Here is a 19,348-nt window from a genome sequence, read left to right as displayed (position 1 = left end):
TCGATAGGAGTTGTCATGACCGCCACCTTTTCCCGCGCCGCCAGTCGGTCCCCCATCCCCCTCTTGCTTGGCCTGCTGTGCGCACTGGCAGCCTCCTCCGCGCTGGCCCAGGGTGTCTACCGCATCGTGGGGCCGGACGGTCGTGTGAGCTATTCGGACCAGCCGCCACCCGCGAACGCCGAGGTCAAACCGGTGAGCAGCGGCGGTTCTGCCGCCAGCGCAAACGCCCCGTTGCCGTTTGAGCTGCGCCAGGTGGCAAGCCGCTACCCGGTCACGGTCTACACCGGCAAAGACTGCGCGCCCTGCAACAGCGGGCGCAATCTGCTCAATGCCCGCGGCATTCCGTACAGCGAAAAAACCGTGGACAGCAAGGAGGACGTGGAAGCGCTCAAACGCCTGAGCGGAGACACCTCGCTGCCCTTCATCACCATCGGAGGCCAGCAGATCAAGGGCTATTCCGATGCGGAATGGACCCAATACCTGGACGCGGCCGGTTACCCCAAACAATCGGCCTTGCCGACGACCTACCGCCGCCCGGCCGCCAGCCCGCTGGTTGCGGTGAAGCCCGCTCCAGCCCCGCGACCGGCCTCACCCGAGAATGCCAGCCGCGAGCCAGCGGCCCCGGCGGAACCCTCCGTCACGCCGCCAGCGGGCATCCGGTTCTGATGCCCGGGCCCGGAGTACCCAGCTCCGGGCTTCCACCGCGCCCGACGATTAGAACGTCAGGGTTTTGACGCCATCCGATGTGCCCAACAAGCACACGCTGGCTTTCTGGTGGGCGAACACCCCCACAGTCACCACCCCCGGCCACTGACTGACCGTGCTTTCAAAAGCCAGCGGATCGGCGATCCGCAGACCGGTCACATCTAGGATGTGTTGCCCGTTGTCCGTCACCAGCGGTGCGCCATCCTTCTGCCGGACCCGGGCCTGGCCACCCAGTGCCGCAAACTGCCTCACCAATCGGGCCGTGGCCATGGGGATGATCTCGACCGGCAACGGGAAGGCGCCCAGCGTCGTGACCAGCTTGGATTCGTCGGCGATGCAGACGAAGCGGCGCGATTGGGCCGCCACGATCTTTTCACGCGTGAGCGCCGCGCCCCCGCCCTTGACCATGTGCCCCTGCGCGTCGATTTCGTCGGCGCCGTCGATGTAGACCGACAGCTCAGCCACGTCGTTGGCCTCAAACACGGGAATGCCCAGCGCCTTCAGACGCGCGGTGGAGGCTTCCGAGCTCGACACGGCCCCGGGGATCTTGTCCTTCATCGAGGCCAGCGCATCGATGAACTTGTTGACGGTCGATCCTGTGCCCACGCCCACGATTTCGCCGGGGGTCACATACTGCAGGGCGGCCTGCCCCACCAGGGCTTTGAGTTCGTCTTGGGTCATTTGCGACAATCACTGGTTACAAAGAATCCGCAGATTATCCAATGTCCCTCTTGCCCTACGCGCTCGCCCGCCCCTTCCTGTTTGGCCTCGACCCCGAAGCCGCGCACGAACTGACCCTGCACAGCATCGCAAAACTGCAGCGCTCGCCACTGACCTGTCTCTACAGCGAACCCCGGGTGAACGACCCCGTCACGCTCGCTGGCCTGCGGTTTCCGAACCGGGTTGGCCTGGCCGCCGGGCTGGACAAGAACGCCAGTTGCATTGATGGTCTGGCCGCCATGGGATTCGGTTTCGTGGAAGTGGGCACCGTGACGCCCAGGGCACAGCCCGGCAACCCCAAGCCGCGCATGTTCCGCCTGCCCCAGGCCAACGCCCTGATCAACCGGTTGGGCTTCAACAACGAGGGGCTGGATGCGTTCATTGCCAACGTGCAACGTGCCCAGTTCCGTCGCAAGGCCGGCGCCAGCCCCATGTTGCTGGGCCTGAACATCGGCAAGAACGCCAGCACGCCGATCGAGCGCGCCACCGACGACTACCTGACCTGCCTGGAAGGCGTGTACCCGCACGCCGACTACGTCACCGTCAACATTTCCAGCCCCAACACCCAGAACCTGCGCAGCCTGCAAAGCGATACCGCGCTGGACGCCCTGCTGGGGGCGGTGGCCGAGCGGCGTGAACAACTCGCGCAACAGACAGGCCGGCGCATCCCGATCTTCGTGAAGATCGCACCCGATCTGGACGACACCCAGATCGAGGTCATCGCGACCACGCTCATGCGCTACGGCACCGACAGCCAGGGACGGGCCAACAACGCTTTTGGCGTGATCGCCACCAACACCACCCTGAGCCGCGAAGCCGTGGCCGGCATGGAACACGCCAGCGAGGCCGGTGGCCTGTCGGGAGCGCCGGTGCTTGCCGCCAGCAACCGGGTCATCCGACGTCTGCGGGCCTGCCTGGGCAAGGACTTTCCCATCATCGGCGTGGGCGGCATCCTCAGCGGTAAAGACGCGGTGAGCAAGATCCAGTCGGGCGCCAACGTGGTCCAGATCTACACCGGGTTGATCTACAAGGGCCCCGCCCTCGTTCGGGAAGCGGCCGAGGCGATCAAGGCCGCTGCTGCACAAGCGGCCAGCTGAGCAACCGTTGCGCTCACAGCAGCGCCGCGACGTGCTCGCCGATGGCCAGGCAACTGGTCAGGCCCGGGGATTCGATGCCCAGCAGATTGACCAGCCCCGGTACGCCGTGCACGGCCGGGCCATCGATGCGGAAGTCGGCCGCCGCCTCATGAGGCCCGCTGATCTTGGGGCGCATGCCCGCATAACCGGGAACCAAGGCCGCATCGGGCAGGCCCGGCCAGTACTGGCGCACGGCGGCGTAGAAGCCATCGGCGCTGGCCGGGTTCACGTTCAGGTCATCGGGATCGTCGGTCCATTGCACATCCGGCCCGAACTTGGCTTGTCCGCCAAGATCGATGGTCAGGTGCACGCCCAGCCCGGCCAGATGTGCCGCAGGATCGGGCGCGGGGTAGATGAGTTGCCCGAACGGCGAACGCCCGCTCAGGGTGAAATAGCTGCCCTTGGCGTACCACGCCCGGGGCACGTGGGCGGGGTCCAGGCCTTGGGTGTTCCGTGCGAGCTCGCAGGCGTGCAACCCGGCGGCATTGACCACAGCGCGCGCCAACAGGGTGGTGCCATCCAGCATCAGGACCTCGACCCCGGCCCCCGTCGCTCGCAGGCGCTCCACCCCGCTGTGACAAGCCACCAGACCCGCCGCATGTTCCAGGTCGCCCTGCAGACTCAACATCAGGCCATGGCTGTCCACGATGCCGGTCGACGGCGAATGCAGCGCGGCCAGACACTCCAGTTGAGGTTCGAGTGCCCGGGCTTCGGTCCGCGTGAGTGGCTTCAGATCGGTCACGCCATTGGCCACGGCCCGGGCCAGAATGCCGGGCAGCCCTTGCACCTGCGAGGCGGTGTTGGCCACGATCAGTTTGCCGCAACGCCGGTGTGCGATCCCGCGTTCGGCGCAGTAGGTATACAGCAGTGCCCGGCCCCGCACACACAAACGGGCCTTGAGGGAGCCCTGCGGATAGTAGATGCCGGCGTGGATGACTTCGCTGTTGCGCGAGCTGGTGCCCGTGCCGATGGCCGCCTCGCGTTCCAGCACCATCACCTCGCGCCCCGCCAGCGCCAGCGAACGGGCCACGGCCAGTCCGACCACGCCCGCACCGATCACCACCACATCCACGGATTCCATGCCGTTATCTCCAGCCAAAGACGCGGCCCGAGAGCGCTGGGCCAATGAAAAAGCCCCAAGCGAAACGCTTGGGGCTTTGTCTGGTGGGCGGTGCAGGGTTCGAACCTGCGACCCCTGCCGTGTGAAGGCAGTGCTCTACCACTGAGCTAACCGCCCGATTGATCTGACCGATCACTCGGAAGCCTCAAATTATAGCCTGCTTTTTCTCACTCTTTTCGCAAGCGATCGGAATTTTGTGTACTCAGGCCAACTGCAGTTGACGCCACACCGCCTGGCCTTTGCAAGCCTTGTCGATCTCGGCAAGCACGGTCTCGTGGGCCAGCGCTTCCTGGTCGTTGGCGCGCAGCACCGGCAGCTCGATACCGCTCAGATCCACCAGCACCACCTCGCCACCCTCTCCGCTGGGGGTTTCCAGGTCCATGATCAACGCGTCCTGGCCGCGCGTCATGTTGATGTACACATCGGCCAGCAGCTCGGCGTCGAGCAAGGCGCCGTGCAGCGTGCGGCCCGAGTTGTCCACGCCCAGCCGGTCGCACAACGCGTCCAGGCCATTGCGCTTGCCCGGGAACATTTCCTTGGCCATCACCAGGCTGTCGATCACCGAACCGATCACCGTCTTGAGCGGCGGGCGCCCCAGGCGGTCCAGCTCCTTGTTGAGGAAGCTGATGTCGAAGGGCGCGTTGTGGATGATCAGCTCGGCGTCGCGCAGGTAGTCCAGCAACTCGTCGGCGATCTGCCCGAACTTGGGTTTGTCGCGCAGAAACTCGTTGCTGATGCCGTGCACCTTGAGCGCGTCTTCGTGGCTGTCGCGCTCGGGATTGACGTAGAAGTGCAGGTTGTTGCCGGTGAGCTTGCGGTTAAGCAGCTCCACGCAGCCGATTTCAATGATCCGGTCGCCACTGTCGGCGGACAGGCCGGTGGTTTCGGTGTCGAGGACGATCTGGCGCATGTTCTTCCCTCAAATCTGTGCTGTGACATCAGCGGCGGTGCGATGCCGGGTCGCGGCACCCAGGCCGGATCGGCCCCCTTGACCCACGCAGCGGGTCAATGATTCTCTTTGGCGTGGTTGATCGAGTACTTGGGAATTTCCACCGTCACATCCTGCTGCGCCAGGATGGCCTGGCACGACAGGCGGGAGTTGGGTTCCAGACCCCAGGCGCGATCCAGCAGGTCTTCCTCGTTTTCGTCGAGTTCGTTGAGGCTGTTGAAGCCCTCGCGCACGATCACATGGCAGGTGGTGCAGGCGCAACTCATGTCGCAGGCATGCTCGATGGGGATGTGGTTGTCCAGCAGCGCCTCACAGATCGAGGTGCCGGCAGGCGCCGTGATGGAGGCCCCTTGCGGACAGTATTCGGGATGGGGCAGGATTTTGATCGTGGGCATGGCGTGTGATGCATCGGGGTTGGATGGACGGGCCCCGAAAGGTGTGGGCGGTTTCAGACTTCTTCGAGTTTTTTGCCAGCCAGGGCTTGCTGAATGCCCCGGTTCATGCGCAGTGCGGCGAAGGCTTCGGTCCCCTTGGCCAGCGCCTGGGTGGCGGCCTCCACCGTGGCGGCGTCGGTGCTCGCCAGGGTCTGGGCCAGATCGGTGATCAGGGCCTCGATGGCCGCGAGTTCGGCGGGCTCCAGCAGGTAGGCGTCGGCGCTGAGTGCGCTGCGGGTGGCGGCGATCATGCGCTCGGCGTCCACCCGGGCTTCGACCAGCGCGCGCGCTTGCATGTCCTGCTGGGCGGTGGCAAAACTGTCTTTCAGCATGGCGGCGATCTGCTCGTCCGACAGGCCGTAGGCGGGCTTGACGTCGATGCTGGCCTGCACGCCGCTGCCCTGCTCCTTGGCGCTGACCGACAGCAGGCCGTCGGCGTCGACCGTGAAGCTCACGCGGATGCGCGCGGCACCCGCGGCCATGGGCGGAATGCCACGCAGCGTGAACCGGGCCAGGCTGCGGCAGTCGGCCACCAGATCGCGCTCGCCCTGCACCACGTGCAACGCCAGCGCGGTCTGGCCGTCCTGGTAGGTGGTGAAGTCCTGCGCCAGCGCGGTCGGAATGGGGCTGTTGCGCGGCACGATGCGCTCGACCAGTCCCCCCATGGTTTCGATGCCGAGCGAAAGCGGGATCACGTCGAGCAGCAGCAGATCACCATCGCGGCTGTTGCCGGCCAGAGCATTGGCCTGGATGGCAGCGCCCAGCGCCACCACCTCGTCCGGATTCAGGTTGGTCAGCGGCTCCTGGCCGAAGAACTCACCCACCGTGCGGCGGATCACCGGCATGCGGGTGGAGCCACCCACCATCACCACGCCCTTGACGTCTTCCTTGGTGATGCGGGCGTCGCGCAGCACTTTGCGCACCGCCGTCATGGTGCGCACGGTAAGCGCGGTGGTACAGGCTTCAAACTGGGCCGGGGTGATGGACTGCGTCAGCGTGCGCCCACCGATCTGCGCGTCGAACCGCACAACATCCTGGCTGGAGAGCGATTCTTTGCAGCGACGCGCTTGCGCGTGCAGCGCGGCACGTTCGGAAGGGGTCAGGTCCTCTGCGGTCACACCCTGCTGGGAGAGCACCCAGGCGGCCAGTGCCTGGTCGTAGTCGTCGCCGCCCAGCGCAGAGTCACCGCCGGTGGCCATGACCTCGAACACGCCGCGCGTCAGGCGCAGGATGGAGATGTCGAAGGTGCCACCGCCCAGATCGTAGATGGCATAGATGCCTTCGGAGCCGTTGTCCAGGCCGTAGGCGATCGCCGCCGCGGTGGGCTCGTTGATCAGGCGCAGCACGTTGATGCCCGCGAGCTGGGCCGCGTCCTTGGTGGCCTGGCGCTGTGCGTCATCGAAATAGGCCGGCACAGTGATGACCGCGCCGAAAAGCTCGTCGTCAAAACTGTCTTCGGCCCGGAAACGCAGGGTGGCCAGGATCTCGGCGCTCACTTCCATCGGCGTCTTGCGACCCGCCACGGTCTCGATCACCGCCATGCCGTTGTCTTCGACCACAGAATAGGACAGCTTGTCCACGTCGGCCACCTGGGCACGGGTGCGGCCCATCAGGCGCTTGACCGAACTGATGGTGTTGGCCGGGTCCTGCACCTGGGCTGCGAGGGCCTCGAAGCCGATCTGACGACCCGCCCCGCCCTGCTGCGGATCCAGGTAACGCACCACACTGGGCAGGATCACGCGGCCATCCACCGCAGGCAGGCATTCGGAGACGCCATGGCGCACCGCGGCCACCAGCGAGTGCGTGGTGCCCAGGTCAATGCCGACCGCCACCCGGCGTTGATGCGGGTCGAGGGACTGGCCGGGTTCGGATATCTGCAGGAGCGCCATGGAAACGAGTGATGGGGAAGAAGGATCAGCGCCCGACATCGGTCGGGCCTGGAGCAGGGTCTATTGTCCCAGCTGATCGAGCCGGTTCTCGACGTCGCGTGCAAAGCGCTCAACAAACATAAGGGCTCTGACCTGCTGGGCCAGCGCGGCGTAGTCACGCAATTCGTCGGCCGTGTGCTGCAAGGCCTGCAGTTTCTCCCGGTGCGCGGCGGCCACCTCGTCGGCCATGCGCTCGAGCGCTTCGCTGCCGTGGGCATCTTCAAGCTCTTCGCGCCATTGCATCTGCTGCATCAGGAACGCCGTGGGCATGGCGGTGTTGTTCTCGGCTTCGACTGGCACGCCGTTGAGTTCACACAGATAGGCCGCGCGCCGCAGCGGATCTTTGAGGCGTTGATACGCCTCGTTGATGCGCACCGACCATTGCATGGCCAAGCGCTGAGCCTGCGCGTCCGATGCGGCAAAGCGGTCTGGGTGGGCCTCGCGCTGCAGGTCTTTCCAGCGCGCATCGAGCGCGTCGCGGTCCAGGGCGAAAGCCGGCGTGATGCCGAAGATTTCAAAGTCGGTGGATTGCAGGTTCATCACCGGATCATAGGAACAACGGGGCCGGGAGGGAAAAGTCCGGTCAAGCTCAGCGCGGAACCGGCTTCGCCGGGCCGCCGCCGACGCCCCTTGAGGGCGTTGCGCCGAAGGTGGCGCAGGGGGGGGAGAACCTATATCCTGAAACTCTCGCCGCAACCACAACGGTCGCGTTCGTTGGGGTTGTTGAAGCGGAAGCCTTCGTTCAAGCCTTCGCGCACGAAATCGAGCTGCGTGCCATCGATGTAGGCCAGGCTTTTCGGGTCCACCAGCACTTTCACACCGTTGTCCTCGAACACCACGTCTTCGGGTGCGATTTCATCGGCGTATTCCAGCTTGTAGGCCAGACCGGAGCAACCTGTGGTTTTGACCCCCAGGCGCACGCCCACGCCCTTGCCGCGCTTGGCGATGTAGCGGGTGACGTGCCGTGCGGCGGCTTCGGAAATCGAGATGGCCATGGTGCTGGAACGGTTGCTGGAAATCAGTTCAGGTGCTTCTTGCGGTAGTCGTCCACCGCGGCCTTGATGGCGTCTTCGGCCAGGATGGAGCAGTGGATCTTCACAGGCGGCAAGGCCAGTTCTTCGGCGATCTCGCTGTTTTTCAGCGCGGCGGCCTGATCCAGCGTCTTGCCCTTGACCCATTCGGTCACCAGCGACGACGAGGCAATGGCAGAGCCGCAACCGTAGGTCTTGAAGCGCGCGTCTTCGATCACGCCGGTGCTCGGATTCACCTTGATCTGCAGCTTCATCACATCGCCGCAGGCAGGCGCACCCACCATACCGGTGCCGACCGATTCGTCGCCCTTGTCAAAGGAGCCGACGTTGCGGGGGTTTTCGTAGTGGTCAACCACTTTTTCAGAATAAGCCATGGTCTTTCTCCTTCAGTGTGCGGCCCATTGAATCGTGGAGATATCAATGCCGTCTTTGAACATTTCCCACAAGGGGGACAACTCGCGCAGCTTCGCCACGTTTTCCTTGATGGTGCCGATCGCGTAATCGATCTCCTCTTCGGTGGTCCAGCGGCCGATGGTCATGCGCAGGCTGCTGTGGGCCAGCTCATCGCTGCGGCCCAGGGCGCGCAGCACATAACTGGGCTCCAGACTGGCCGAAGTACAGGCCGAGCCCGACGACACCGCCAGGCCCTTGATGCCCATGATCAGTGACTCGCCCTCGACGTAGTTGAAGCTCATGTTGAGGTTGTGCGGCACGCGCTGCGTCTCGTGGCCGTTGATGAACACCTCTTCGATGTCCTTCAGGCCGGCGACCATGCGGTCGTGCAACGCGCGGATGCGCACGTTCTCGGCGTGCATCTCTTCCTTGGCGATGCGGTAGGCCTCGCCCATGCCCACGCACTGGTGCGTGGGCAGCGTGCCCGAGCGCATGCCGCGCTCGTGGCCGCCACCGTGCATTTGCGCCTCGATGCGGATGCGGGGCTTGCGGCGCACATACAGCGCGCCAATGCCCTTGGGGCCGTAGGTCTTGTGGCTGGTCAGACTCATCAGATCGACCGGCAGGGTCTGCAGGTCGATGTCGACCCGGCCCGTGGCCTGGGCGGCGTCCACGTGGAAGATCACGCCCTTTTCGCGGCAGATTGCGCCGATGGCCGCGATGTCCTGAATGACGCCGATTTCGTTGTTCACGAACATGACCGAGGCCAGGATGGTGTCCGGGCGGATCGCAGCCTTGAAGGACTCCAGATCAAGCAGGCCGTCTGCCTGCACGTCAAGATAAGTAACCTCGAAACCCTGGCGCTCCAGTTCGCGCATGGTGTCGAGCACGGCCTTGTGCTCGGTCTTCACCGTGATCAGGTGTTTGCCCTTGGTCTTGTAGAAGTGGGCGGCCCCCTTGAGAGCCAGGTTGTTGGACTCGGTGGCGCCGCTGGTCCAGACGATTTCGCGTGGGTCGGCGTTGATCAGCGCGGCCACCTGCTCACGGGCGGTTTCCACCGCTTTTTCGGCTTCCCAACCCCAGGCATGGCTGCGCGACGCCGGGTTGCCGAAATGCTCGCGCAACCAGGGAATCATGGCGTCCACCACCCGCGGGTCGCAGGGATTGGTGGCGCTGTAGTCCATGTAGATGGGAAAGTGTGGTGTGCTCATGGCTGGCGATGCGTGGGCTGGCTGAATGGATGGGAGATGGAATGCTGTGGGCAACGGCTGACAGACGCCTGAAAGCGGCACCGTGGGCCGGCACGACCGGCCTCGGAGCCGAGCTCCAGGCGGGTCACCCGCATCATTTCGAGTATGCGGTCGCTCCCAGAGCAAACACCGAGTTGGGCGCATTCACCCGGATCGGCTTGACCACCGGTGCGCTGGAAATGGCCCGCTTGATCATGGGGGCATTCTCCACCACCACGCCTTTGGCGAGCTGATCGTCCACCAGCGACTGCAGGGACACCGAGTCGAGAAAATCGACCATCTTGGCGTTCAGGGCCGCCCACAGTTCGTGCGTCATGCAGCGGTGGCCTTCGCCAAGGCAGTTTTCCTTGCCGCCGCACTGGGTGGCATCGATGGGTTCGTCGACCGAGACAATGATGTCGGCCACGGTGATTTCCGCAGCCTTGCGGCCCAGGGTGTAACCACCGCCGGGCCCACGGGTGGACTCGACCAGTTCGTGACGGCGCAGCTTGCCAAAGAGCTGCTCCAGGTAAGACAGCGAAATCTGCTGGCGTTGGCTGATGGCCGCGAGCGTGACGGGGCCATTGTTCTGGCGCAGGGCCAGATCGATCATGGCAGTGACCGCGAAGCGGCCTTTGGTCGTGAGGCGCATTTTCAAGCTCCTTGAAGTGTTGGCTTGACCGTCGTTGGACGATTCGCAGGCCCGAAAGCCCACAAATCCCAGCTCCGCCCACCCCGCCCGACTTCCGGGTCGATGCGTTGAAGGCTTTCCCGACTATTTTTGTCGAGTATACCGCAAAGCCGAGCGATTTGATCGACATTGTACGGCGCTCACGACTCGTGGCCCGGGAAAGAACGGCCCTTCCGGACGCCCACCGATCCCATGCGCCGGACGCCGTCCGTGCACGGCGATCAGGCCTCGGCCACTCCGACCATGGGACCTTCATGGGCAAAGCTGAAGGTCACCCGGGTGCCGGGGAGCGCGCCGGAAAACCACACCTCGGCACCGATTTCAGCCGCGCGCAAACGGATGTTGCTGATACCGCGACCCCCTTCGCGGTATCCCGAATCCGGTGCATCACCCAGCCCGACGCCGTTGTCGGTCACGCTCAGGCAGATGCGTTCCCCGTGTTGCCAGGTGCGCACCGCAACCCGGCTGGCATGCGCATGCTTGACCACATTGGCAAACACCTCCTGCAGACAGCGAAACAGGTGCATCACGCCCCGCGCTTCCAAGCCCGGAACCGCCGGCACCTCCTGCACCTGCCAGTCGAGCTCGATGCTGGCGGCTTTCAGTGCGGGCGCGATGCGTTGGCGCAAGGTGCCCAGGATGGTGGGCAGGTCGCCCCCCATGGGTTCGAGCGAATCCAGCGTCATGCGCAGTTCTTCGAGCGCATGGTTGAGCATGAAAGCGATGGCCGCGCTCTCGACACGCTCACCGCTGCTGTGCACCAGGTTGAGCGTCTGGACCAACTGGCTGCCCAGGCCATCGTGCATGTCCCGTGTGAGCCGCCGACGCTCGGTCTCCAGCACACGCTGGCTTTCCACCGCACGCAGCCGGCTGAACATGGCGTGCAGTTCTTCCTCGCGCTCGCTCACCTTGTGGGCCAGTTCGGCATTGAGCCGCTCCACCTGCTCCATCGACTGCGAGGTGCGCTGCACCAGCACCCACCCCATGGCGAACATCAGCACCAGGCTGCCCGCGGTCATCCAGCGGATATCCACGTCACCGGGCAAGCCCACCTGGACGACCAGGAAGTCGCGCAGACCCGTGACCATGGTGGCCAGCCCGACCACGACCATCAGCCGCTGGTTCACGTCCATGCCCCATCGCGCGCGGTGGATCACCTTGAGCAGGGCCAGCACGCACACCAGCACGATCACCCCGGTCCACAGGCGGTAGAGGTTGTAGTTCTGCGTCCAGACCAGCACGCCCAGCCAGACCGGGCCGATCACCATCATGACCTTGACCAGCTTGCGGACCACGCTCTGGCGAAAGTCGAACAGCTCGGAGATGAACAGGTACAGGAAGCCGCAGTAGAGGGTGAACGTCAGCTTGTGCAGGTAGTCCCAGGCCAGGAACGGCCCCGGCAGGAACAGCGGCGTCGACAGGTACAGGCGCAGGGTCAGCACCAGCAGGCCTGCGGCAAGCAGGCCCAGCAGCCGCTCCTCCGACATCATCCAGATCAGCAGCGAGAGCAGCCCCATCATCAGCGCCGAGGCCGCCACCATCCAGGTCAGGTGAACCTGCCACCAGATGAGCCGCTGGTGCCGCTCCTGCAAGGCGTCCCTGGCGCCGATCCACACCGGCGCGAGCCCGCTGATGCGCAGGGCCTGGGGTTGCAGCTGGATCTCGACGCGGTTGTCTTCCCACAGCGGCTTGCGCAGGCTTTGCGGCAGCGGCACCAGGTGCGCGTGGGTGCCCGTATCGAAATAGCCAGGGCCGCGTCGCCAGGCCTGGGACTCGACCTCCTGCCCATTGAAGAGCACACGAAACCGCACACCGACCCGGGGCAGCAGCAGTGCCAGTTGCGGATCGCCGGGGGTGGCTTCAGGCGGCGTCGCGGGCAGACGAAGACGGTACTGGACCTCATTCCCCCAGGTTTGCGTTCCGTCGTCCCAGAGGTGCGGCAGGGCCACGGCCTGAACCGTCTCGACCCCGTTCCTGACCGTGACCCGATCGGCCCGGGTCACCTGTGCTGCGCCCTTCGGAGCGCTGCCCTGGGTGACCATGGCGAGCAACACGAGCAGGATCACCAACAGGACCCCAGCCCAAAGGTAGGCCGGAACGCGGCTGAGGGTCTGGCGCACTCGGGCCCTGGGACTCACAGCAGGCCACGCTCCTGCGCCGCGCGCACCACCTGCACTCGGCTGTGCACCGCGAGCTTGCGGTAGAGGTTCTTGATGTGGGTGCCGACGGTGGTCGGGGAGATCGCCAGCTTGCTGGCGATCTCCTTGTTCACATACCCCTGGGCGACCAGCTTGAGTACATCGGTTTCCCGCTCGGACAGCAGCACCTCTTCGCGCAGCGCAACCACCGGGATCACCGGCAGCGCCTCCTGCACCAGGCGAAACTGCTTGAGCAACATGCGGGCAAGCAGGGGCGAGATGGGCGCCCCGCCCTCGCGGATCTGCTCAATCGCGGCCGTCAGGTCCTCGCCCGTGCAGCCCTTGAGCACATAACCCGTGGCGCCGGCCTCCAGCGCACCCACCAGTCGGGACTCCTCACCAAACACGGTGAAGACCAGCAGTTCGGCGCCAGGCTTCTCCCGTGCCAGCAGGTGCAGAAGGTCTTCCCCCCGGCCATCGGGCAGGCCCAGATCCACCAGAAAGACGTTGGCGTCGGCGCGCAAGGCGTGCACGCGGGCGTGGGCCATGCTGTCCGAATGACCGAGCAGGCGCCAGTGCGGCCGGGACAGCAGCGCCTGCCGCACGAACTGCAGAACCGTGGGATCGTCCTCGATCAGGTAGATGCGTGTGTTGTCCGCCGGTCCGTCGCCGCTGCGCGGTTCATCCTGAGCTTGCATGTGCGAATCTGGTGCTGGTGTGCCCCGCGTCCCGGCCGTTCTGGCCGGCCCCTGCGCGGGTGCTTGTGCACCGATTGTGCGTCAGGCCAGGTTGTCCACCCCGGGGGCGCCAAACACCTGGGCCTTCAGGTGGTGCAACTGGTCCCGCACCCCGGCCGCCTTCTCGAATTCGAGGTTGCGCGCGTGTTCCAGCATGAGTTTTTCCAGCCGCTTGATCTCGCGCGCCACGTCCTTCTCGCTCATGTCTTCCACGCTGGCGCGCTGCGCGCTCTCGGCGGCCAGGCGGTCGGCTTCCTTGCCGGCCTTTTCACTGTAGACACCGTCGATCAGGTCCTTGATGCGCTTGTTGATGCTGCGCGGCTCGATGCCCTGCGCCAGGTTGTGCGCCACCTGTTTGGTGCGGCGGCGCTCGGTTTCGCCCATGGCCCGGGCCATTGAGTCGGTCACGCGGTCGGCGTACAGGATGGCACGGCCCTGCAGGTTGCGCGCCGCGCGGCCAATGGTCTGGATCAGGCTGCGCTCGGAGCGCAGGAAGCCTTCCTTGTCGGCGTCCAGGATCGCCACCAGCGAGACCTCGGGAATGTCCAGCCCTTCGCGCAGCAGGTTGATGCCCACCAGCACGTCGAAAGCACCCAGCCGCAGGTCGCGGATGATCTCCACCCGCTCCACGGTGTCCACGTCGCTGTGCAGGTAGCGCACCTTGACCCCGTTTTCCGTCAGGTAATCGGTCAGTTGCTCGGCCATGCGCTTGGTCAGCGTGGTGATGAGCACGCGCTCGTTCTTCTCCACCCGGATGCGGATTTCCTGCAGCACGTCGTCCACCTGGTGCGTGGCCGGGCGCACCTCCACCTCCGGATCCACCAGGCCGGTGGGACGCACCACCTGTTCCACCACCTGGCCCGAATGCGTCTTTTCGTAGTCGGCCGGCGTGGCCGAGACAAACACCACCTGGCGCATGCGCTGCTCGAACTCTTCGAGCTTGAGCGGCCGGTTGTCCAGCGCGCTGGGCAGACGGAAACCGTACTCCACCAGCGTGGTCTTGCGCGCCCGGTCGCCGTTGTACATGCCACCGAACTGCCCCATGAGCACGTGGCTCTCGTCCAGAAACATCACCGCGTCTTTGGGCAGGTAGTCGGTCAAAGTGGACGGGGGCTCGCCCTCGGCCGTTCCGGCCAGGTGGCGCGAGTAGTTCTCGATGCCCTTGCAGTGGCCCACCTCGCTGAGCATTTCCAGGTCAAACCGGGTGCGCTGTTCCAGCCGCTGGGCCTCCACCAGCTTACCCATGCCAACCAGTTGCGCCAGGCGCACGCGCAGTTCCTCCTTGATCAGTTCCACCGCGTTGAGCACCTGCTCGCGCGGCGTCACGTAGTGGCTGCTGGGGTAGACGGTGAAGCGCGGGATCTTCTGCCGCACCTTGCCGGTGAGCGGGTCGAAGAGTTGCAGGGTCTCGACCTCGTCGTCGAACAGCTCGATGCGGATCGCCATCTCGCTGTGTTCGGCCGGGAACACGTCGATGGTGTCACCGCGCACGCGGAACTTGCCACGCGAGAAGTCGGCCTCGTTGCGCGCGTACTGCATGCGCACGAGCTGGGCGATCAGGTCGCGCTGGCCGATCTTGTCGCCGGTGCGCAGCGTCATCACCATCTGGTGGTAGCTCTCGGGCTTGCCGATGCCGTAGATGGCGGAGACGGTGGCCACGATCACCACGTCGCGCCGCTCCAGGATGCTCTTGGTGCAGCTCAGGCGCATCTGTTCGATGTGCTCGTTGATCGCGCTGTCCTTTTCGATGAACAGGTCGCGCTGCGGCACATAGGCCTCGGGCTGGTAATAGTCGTAGTAGCTGACAAAGTACTCGACCGCGTTTTTCGGAAAGAACTCGCGGAACTCGCTGTAGAGCTGCGCGGCCAGGGTCTTGTTGGGCGCGAACACGATGGCCGGACGCCCCAGACGGGCGATCACGTTGGCCATGGTGAAGGTCTTGCCCGAGCCGGTCACGCCCAGCAGGGTCTGGAACACCTCACCGTCGTTGATGCCCTCCACCAGTTGCTCGATGGCGGTGGGCTGGTCGCCCGCTGGCGGGTACGGCATGAAGAGTTCGAACGGCGAACCGGGAAAACGGATGAATTCACCCTGCTGTGTTTCCGGTATGACTTCTGCAATTTTTGGCATGGCGCGCTCGGCAGGCCCGGGTAGGGGCCGGGTAAAATCATGGATAACCCGCAAGGCTAACCGAGCCCCGAAAATCCCGCTACTGACAACTTCCAAAGGATATTCATGTCTTTGTTCACCGCCGTCGAAATGGCCCCGCGCGACCCGATCCTGGGTCTGAACGAACAGTTCGCCGCCGACACCAACCCCAACAAGGTCAACCTGGGCGTTGGCGTGTATTTCGACGACAACGGCAAACTGCCGCTGCTGCAGTGCGTGCAAGCTGCTGAAAAGACCATGATGGAAAAGCCCACCGCACGCGGCTACCTGCCCATCGACGGCATCGCGGCCTACGACGCCGCCGTCAAGGGCCTGGTGTTTGGTGCCGACTCCGACGTCGTGAAAAGCGGCCGCGTGGCCACGGTGCAGGCCATCGGCGGCACCGGTGGCCTGAAGATCGGCGCCGACTTCCTGAAAAAGATCAGCCCCAGCGCCAAGGTGCTGATTTCCGACCCGAGCTGGGAAAACCACCGCGCGCTGTTCACCAACGCCGGCTTCACGGTGGAAAGCTACCCCTACTTCGACCAGAGCGCCAACGGCGGCCTGGGCGGCATCAACTTCGACGGCATGCTGGCCGCGCTGAACGCCGCCGCCCCCGGCACCATCGTGCTGCTGCACGCCTGCTGCCACAACCCCACCGGCTACGACATCACCCCCGCCCAGTGGGACCAGGTAATCGCCGTGGTGCAGGCCCGCAACCTCACCGCCTTCCTCGACATGGCCTACCAGGGCTTTGGCTACGGCATCGCCGAAGACGGCGCCGTGATCGGCAAGTTCGTGGCCGCCGGCCTGAACATCTTCGTCTCCACCAGCTTCTCCAAGAGCTTCAGCCTGTACGGCGAGCGCGTGGGCGCCCTGAGCGTGGTGGGCAGCAGCAAGGAAGAGACCGACCGTGTGCTGAGCCAGCTCAAGATCGCGATCCGCACCAACTACTCCAACCCGCCCACCCACGGTGGCGCCATCGTGGCCGCGGTGCTGAACAACCCCGAGCTGCGCGCGCTGTGGGAACAAGAGCTGGGTGAAATGCGCGTGCGCATCAAGGCCATGCGCCAGAAGCTGGTGGATGGCCTCAAGGCCGCCGGCGTGCAAAAGGACATGAGCTTCATCACCACCCAGATCGGCATGTTCAGCTACTCGGGCCTGTCCAAGGACCAGATGGTGCGCCTGCGCAGCGAGTTCGGCGTCTACGGCACCGACACCGGCCGCATGTGCGTGGCCGCGCTGAACAGCAAGAACATCGACTACGTCTGCCAGGCGATCGCCAAGGTCATCTGATCGGGTCGCCCCTCGAAGAAAAGCCGCTCGTTGAGCGGCTTTTCTGTTTCCGGGACCGCTCGGAACCGGTCACCCCCAGATCACGGAGCGCATGGAGATCGAGGCCGCCTGGAAGCTGTCGTTGAAGAAGCGCGGTGCTTCGCCCTCGTGCACGGCACCGGCCGCGTACAGCAGCGGCAGGTAGTGGTCCCAGGTGGGGTGCGCGAGCTGGGCCAGGGCGCCCAGCGCACGGAATTCGCTCAGCGCATCCAGGCGGCCCTGCGCGATGTGCTCCCCTGTGATGCGGTCGAATTCGATCGCCCAGTCGTAGGCCTGGTTGTCCGCCACCTCCCGGCGAATGGCGCGCAGGTTGTGCACGATGTTGCCGCTGCCCACGATCAACACCCCGCGGTCCCGCAAGGCCTGGAGTTGCTGCCCCAGGGCGTGGTGCTCGGCGGGCGGGCGGCCGTAGTCCATGCCGAGCTGGATCACGGGAATGCTGGCGTCCGGGAACATGGGCTTGAGCACCGACCAGGCGCCATGGTCCAACCCCCACGCCTGGGCGTCCAGCCCCAACGGGGCGTCCGAGCCCGGCTGCCGCACCGCCTGGCTGATGGCGCGGGCCATGGCGGGTGAACCGGGGGCCGGGTACCGCTGGTCGAACAGTGCCTGGGGAAAGCCCCCGAAATCGTGAATGGTGCGCGGATCGTCCATGGCGGTGAGCTGCCAGCCCTGGGTGAGCCAGTGCGCCGACACGCACAGGATCAGCCTTGGCCGGATGCCCCGCGCGAGCAATTCGCGGCCCAGGGCCTGCCAGCTGCGCCGGTATGCGTTGTCCTCGATGGCGTTCATGGGGCTGCCATGGCCCACGAACAGCACCGGCAAACGCTCACTGGCCGGGAGGCTCTGCAAGGCGTCCAGACGGGAAACGCTCGCCACGGAAGCAGCGGGAGCTTGGGCGGAAGAAAGGCTCATGTGGGTTCCCAGGGCGGCGGCGAGCACGGCACCGGCGCCCAGGTAGAAGTTGCGACGTTGCATGTGCGATGGGTAAAGGGAGGTTTCCGCTGAGCCCGGCGGCGTGCGAAAAGTTCCAGACTGCATTCTTTCACGAAGGTGACAAAACGCTTGGGGTTTTAAGTGTTTCCACTCTCACACCTGCCCCGTCATGCTGCTATATTGCACTGCAACATAACCATTCAGGTCCCACCCACCATGCTCTACCAGATTTACGAAACGCAGCGCTCAGTGATGGAGCCTTTCGCTGACCTGGCCGAAGTCGCCTCCAGGCTCTACCTGAACCCCATGCTGCCGCTGGCGCAGTTTCCACTGGCGCAGCGCATCTCCGCCGGCTACGACCTGATGCACCGGCTCGGCAAGGACTACGAAAAACCGGTGTTCGGCATCCACAAGGTGGACGTGGACGGGGTGGACATCGCGATCCACGAGCGGGTCGAGATCGACAAACCCTTCTGCGAGCTGCGGCGCTTCAAGCGCTTCTCGGACAACACCGACACGCTGGCCACGCTCAAAGGCCAGCCGGTGGTGCTGATCGTGGCGCCGCTGTCGGGCCACTACGCCACGCTGCTGCGCGACACCGTGCGCGCCATGCTCAAGGACCACAAGGTCTACATCACCGACTGGAAAAACGCCCGTCTGGTGCCGCTGTCCGAGGGCGACTTCCACCTCGACGACTATGTGCTCTACATCCAGGAGTTCATCCGCTACCTGCAAAAGGGCTATGGCAACTGCCACGTCATGAGCGTGTGCCAGCCCACAGTGCCGGTGCTGGCGGCGGTGTCGCTGATGGCCAGCCGTGGGGAGACCACGCCCTTGTCCATGACCATGATGGGTGGCCCGATCGACGCGAGCAAGTCGCCGACCTCGGTGAACAACCTCGCCACCGAGCGCAGCCACAGCTGGTTCGAGAACAACGTCATCTACCGCGTGCCCGACAACTTCCCCGGCGCCGGCCGCCGGGTCTACCCCGGTTTCCTGCAGCACTCCGGTTTCGTGGCCATGAACCCCGGCCACCACGCCACCAGCCACTACGACTACTTCCAGGACCTGATCAAGGGCGACAACTCCAGCGCCGAAATCCACCGCCAGTTCTACGACGAGTACAACGCGGTGCTGGACATGGACGCCCACTACTACCTGGAAACCATCGACACGGTGTTTCAGGACTTCAAGCTGGTCAACGGCACCTGGGACGTGAAGAACGAAAAGGGTCAGCTTGAGCGCGTGCGCCCGCAGGACATTGCCCACACCGCTCTGCTGACGGTGGAAGGCGAGCTCGACGACATCTCCGGCTCGGGCCAGACCGCCGCGGCGCACGATCTGTGCACGGGCATCCCCAAGACACACCAGATGCACTACGAAGCCAAGGGCGCGGGCCACTACGGCATCTTCAGTGGCCGGCGCTGGCGCGAAATGGTGTACCCAGTGGTGAAGTCCTTCATCCGGGCGCACCAGCCAACCCCGGAGGCCCTGGCCGTGGCATCCACCGCGCCGGCGCCGCAAGGTGTGAAAGCGGCGGCGACCTCAACCGCCGTCACGAAACCGGTCGCGAAACGGGCCACCAAGACAACGGTCAAAGCAACGGTCAAGGCCGCGGCGAAACCGGTCCCCGCCTCCAGCGCGGCAAAGGCCCCATCCACGACAGCGCCCCGCAAGGCCCGCCAGCCGGTCTGACCGGGCCGCGCCCCGGCGGCGGT

18 protein-coding genes and 1 tRNA gene are annotated in these 19,348 nt (G+C 65.1%); 4 read left to right on the top strand and 15 right to left on the bottom strand.

Annotated features, from left to right (window positions below; genetic code table 11):
• Nucleotides 1–15: 15 nt before the first annotated feature.
• Nucleotides 16–666: a DUF4124 domain-containing protein gene (locus AC07YZ_RS00320; RefSeq protein WP_494793270.1), complete on the top strand. Its 651-nt coding sequence runs from the start codon at nt 16–18 to the stop codon at nt 664–666.
• Between the two features lie 48 nt (nt 667–714).
• Here AC07YZ_RS00320 and rpiA read toward each other — a convergent pair whose 3' ends face one another.
• On the bottom strand, nt 715–1,386 hold the full coding sequence (gene rpiA, locus AC07YZ_RS00315) for a ribose-5-phosphate isomerase RpiA (RefSeq protein ID WP_494793269.1): 672 nt from the start codon (nt 1,384–1,386) through the stop codon (nt 715–717).
• Nucleotides 1,387–1,427: 41 nt separating this feature from the next.
• Between rpiA and AC07YZ_RS00310 the strand changes: the two genes are divergently transcribed.
• On the top strand, nt 1,428–2,522 hold the full coding sequence (locus tag AC07YZ_RS00310) for a quinone-dependent dihydroorotate dehydrogenase (RefSeq protein ID WP_494793268.1): 1,095 nt from the start codon (nt 1,428–1,430) through the stop codon (nt 2,520–2,522).
• Nucleotides 2,523–2,535: 13 nt separating this feature from the next.
• Here the strand turns inward: AC07YZ_RS00310 and AC07YZ_RS00305 are convergent, their stop codons facing one another.
• The 13 genes from AC07YZ_RS00305 to uvrB form a co-directional block, all read right to left on the bottom strand.
• Nucleotides 2,536–3,642, bottom strand: coding sequence for an NAD(P)/FAD-dependent oxidoreductase (locus AC07YZ_RS00305; RefSeq protein ID WP_494793267.1), 1,107 nt, complete (start codon nt 3,640–3,642; stop codon nt 2,536–2,538).
• A gap of 81 nt (nt 3,643–3,723) precedes the next feature.
• Nucleotides 3,724–3,798, bottom strand: a tRNA-Val gene (locus tag AC07YZ_RS00300).
• An 85-nt stretch (nt 3,799–3,883) separates the two neighbouring features.
• Nucleotides 3,884–4,591 carry a DNA polymerase III subunit epsilon gene (gene dnaQ, locus AC07YZ_RS00295; protein WP_226493357.1) on the bottom strand — a complete coding sequence of 236 codons (708 nt, stop codon included), beginning with the start codon at nt 4,589–4,591 and terminating at the stop codon, nt 3,884–3,886.
• Nucleotides 4,592–4,686: 95 nt separating this feature from the next.
• The gene (gene fdx, locus AC07YZ_RS00290) at nt 4,687–5,025 is read right to left on the bottom strand and encodes an ISC system 2Fe-2S type ferredoxin (protein ID WP_226493358.1); all 339 of its coding nucleotides are present in this window, start codon (nt 5,023–5,025) and stop codon (nt 4,687–4,689) included.
• 53 nt (nt 5,026–5,078) lie between these two features.
• Nucleotides 5,079–6,953 carry a Fe-S protein assembly chaperone HscA gene (gene hscA / locus AC07YZ_RS00285; protein WP_494793266.1) on the bottom strand — a complete coding sequence of 625 codons (1,875 nt, stop codon included), beginning with the start codon at nt 6,951–6,953 and terminating at the stop codon, nt 5,079–5,081.
• A 60-nt stretch (nt 6,954–7,013) separates the two neighbouring features.
• The gene (gene hscB / locus AC07YZ_RS00280; protein WP_494793265.1) at nt 7,014–7,532 is read right to left on the bottom strand and encodes a Fe-S protein assembly co-chaperone HscB; all 519 of its coding nucleotides are present in this window, start codon (nt 7,530–7,532) and stop codon (nt 7,014–7,016) included.
• A 131-nt stretch (nt 7,533–7,663) separates the two neighbouring features.
• Complete coding sequence (gene iscA, locus AC07YZ_RS00275; protein WP_177133880.1) at nt 7,664–7,987, bottom strand: iron-sulfur cluster assembly protein IscA; 324 nt, start codon at nt 7,985–7,987, stop codon at nt 7,664–7,666.
• A 23-nt stretch (nt 7,988–8,010) separates the two neighbouring features.
• A complete protein-coding gene (gene iscU, locus AC07YZ_RS00270) occupies nt 8,011–8,397 on the bottom strand; it encodes a Fe-S cluster assembly scaffold IscU (RefSeq protein ID WP_305362529.1) in 387 nt (128 codons plus the stop codon).
• A 12-nt stretch (nt 8,398–8,409) separates the two neighbouring features.
• Nucleotides 8,410–9,627, bottom strand: a complete 1,218-nt coding sequence (locus AC07YZ_RS00265) for an IscS subfamily cysteine desulfurase (RefSeq protein WP_494793264.1) — start codon at nt 9,625–9,627, stop codon at nt 8,410–8,412.
• A gap of 133 nt (nt 9,628–9,760) precedes the next feature.
• On the bottom strand, nt 9,761–10,297 hold the full coding sequence (gene iscR, locus AC07YZ_RS00260) for a Fe-S cluster assembly transcriptional regulator IscR (RefSeq protein ID WP_226493362.1): 537 nt from the start codon (nt 10,295–10,297) through the stop codon (nt 9,761–9,763).
• 260 nt (nt 10,298–10,557) lie between these two features.
• Nucleotides 10,558–12,402, bottom strand: a complete 1,845-nt coding sequence (locus tag AC07YZ_RS00255) for a sensor histidine kinase (RefSeq protein ID WP_494794021.1) — start codon at nt 12,400–12,402, stop codon at nt 10,558–10,560.
• Nucleotides 12,403–12,470: 68 nt separating this feature from the next.
• Nucleotides 12,471–13,172 (bottom strand): LuxR C-terminal-related transcriptional regulator, encoded by a 702-nt coding sequence (locus tag AC07YZ_RS00250; protein ID WP_226493364.1) that lies wholly within the window; start codon nt 13,170–13,172, stop codon nt 12,471–12,473.
• Between the two features lie 81 nt (nt 13,173–13,253).
• Nucleotides 13,254–15,341: an excinuclease ABC subunit UvrB gene (uvrB, locus tag AC07YZ_RS00245; RefSeq protein ID WP_226493365.1), complete on the bottom strand. Its 2,088-nt coding sequence runs from the start codon at nt 15,339–15,341 to the stop codon at nt 13,254–13,256.
• 105 nt (nt 15,342–15,446) lie between these two features.
• Between uvrB and AC07YZ_RS00240 the strand changes: the two genes are divergently transcribed.
• Nucleotides 15,447–16,655, top strand: coding sequence for an amino acid aminotransferase (locus AC07YZ_RS00240; protein ID WP_494793263.1), 1,209 nt, complete (start codon nt 15,447–15,449; stop codon nt 16,653–16,655).
• A gap of 69 nt (nt 16,656–16,724) precedes the next feature.
• On the opposite strand, the gene ygiD is transcribed toward AC07YZ_RS00240, so the two are convergent.
• On the bottom strand, nt 16,725–17,672 hold the full coding sequence (gene ygiD / locus AC07YZ_RS00235) for a 4,5-DOPA-extradiol-dioxygenase (RefSeq protein ID WP_494793262.1): 948 nt from the start codon (nt 17,670–17,672) through the stop codon (nt 16,725–16,727).
• Between the two features lie 174 nt (nt 17,673–17,846).
• On the opposite strand from ygiD, the gene AC07YZ_RS00230 reads away from it, so the two are divergent.
• The gene (locus tag AC07YZ_RS00230) at nt 17,847–19,325 is read left to right on the top strand and encodes a polyhydroxyalkanoate depolymerase (RefSeq protein WP_226493367.1); all 1,479 of its coding nucleotides are present in this window, start codon (nt 17,847–17,849) and stop codon (nt 19,323–19,325) included.
• Nucleotides 19,326–19,348: the final 23 nt, after the last annotated feature.

It is taken from the genome of Hydrogenophaga sp. GW101-3F08 (assembly GCF_059424585.1).
The sequence above is the reverse complement of the archived record's forward strand: the minus strand, read 5'-3'. Positions and strand labels throughout refer to the sequence as shown.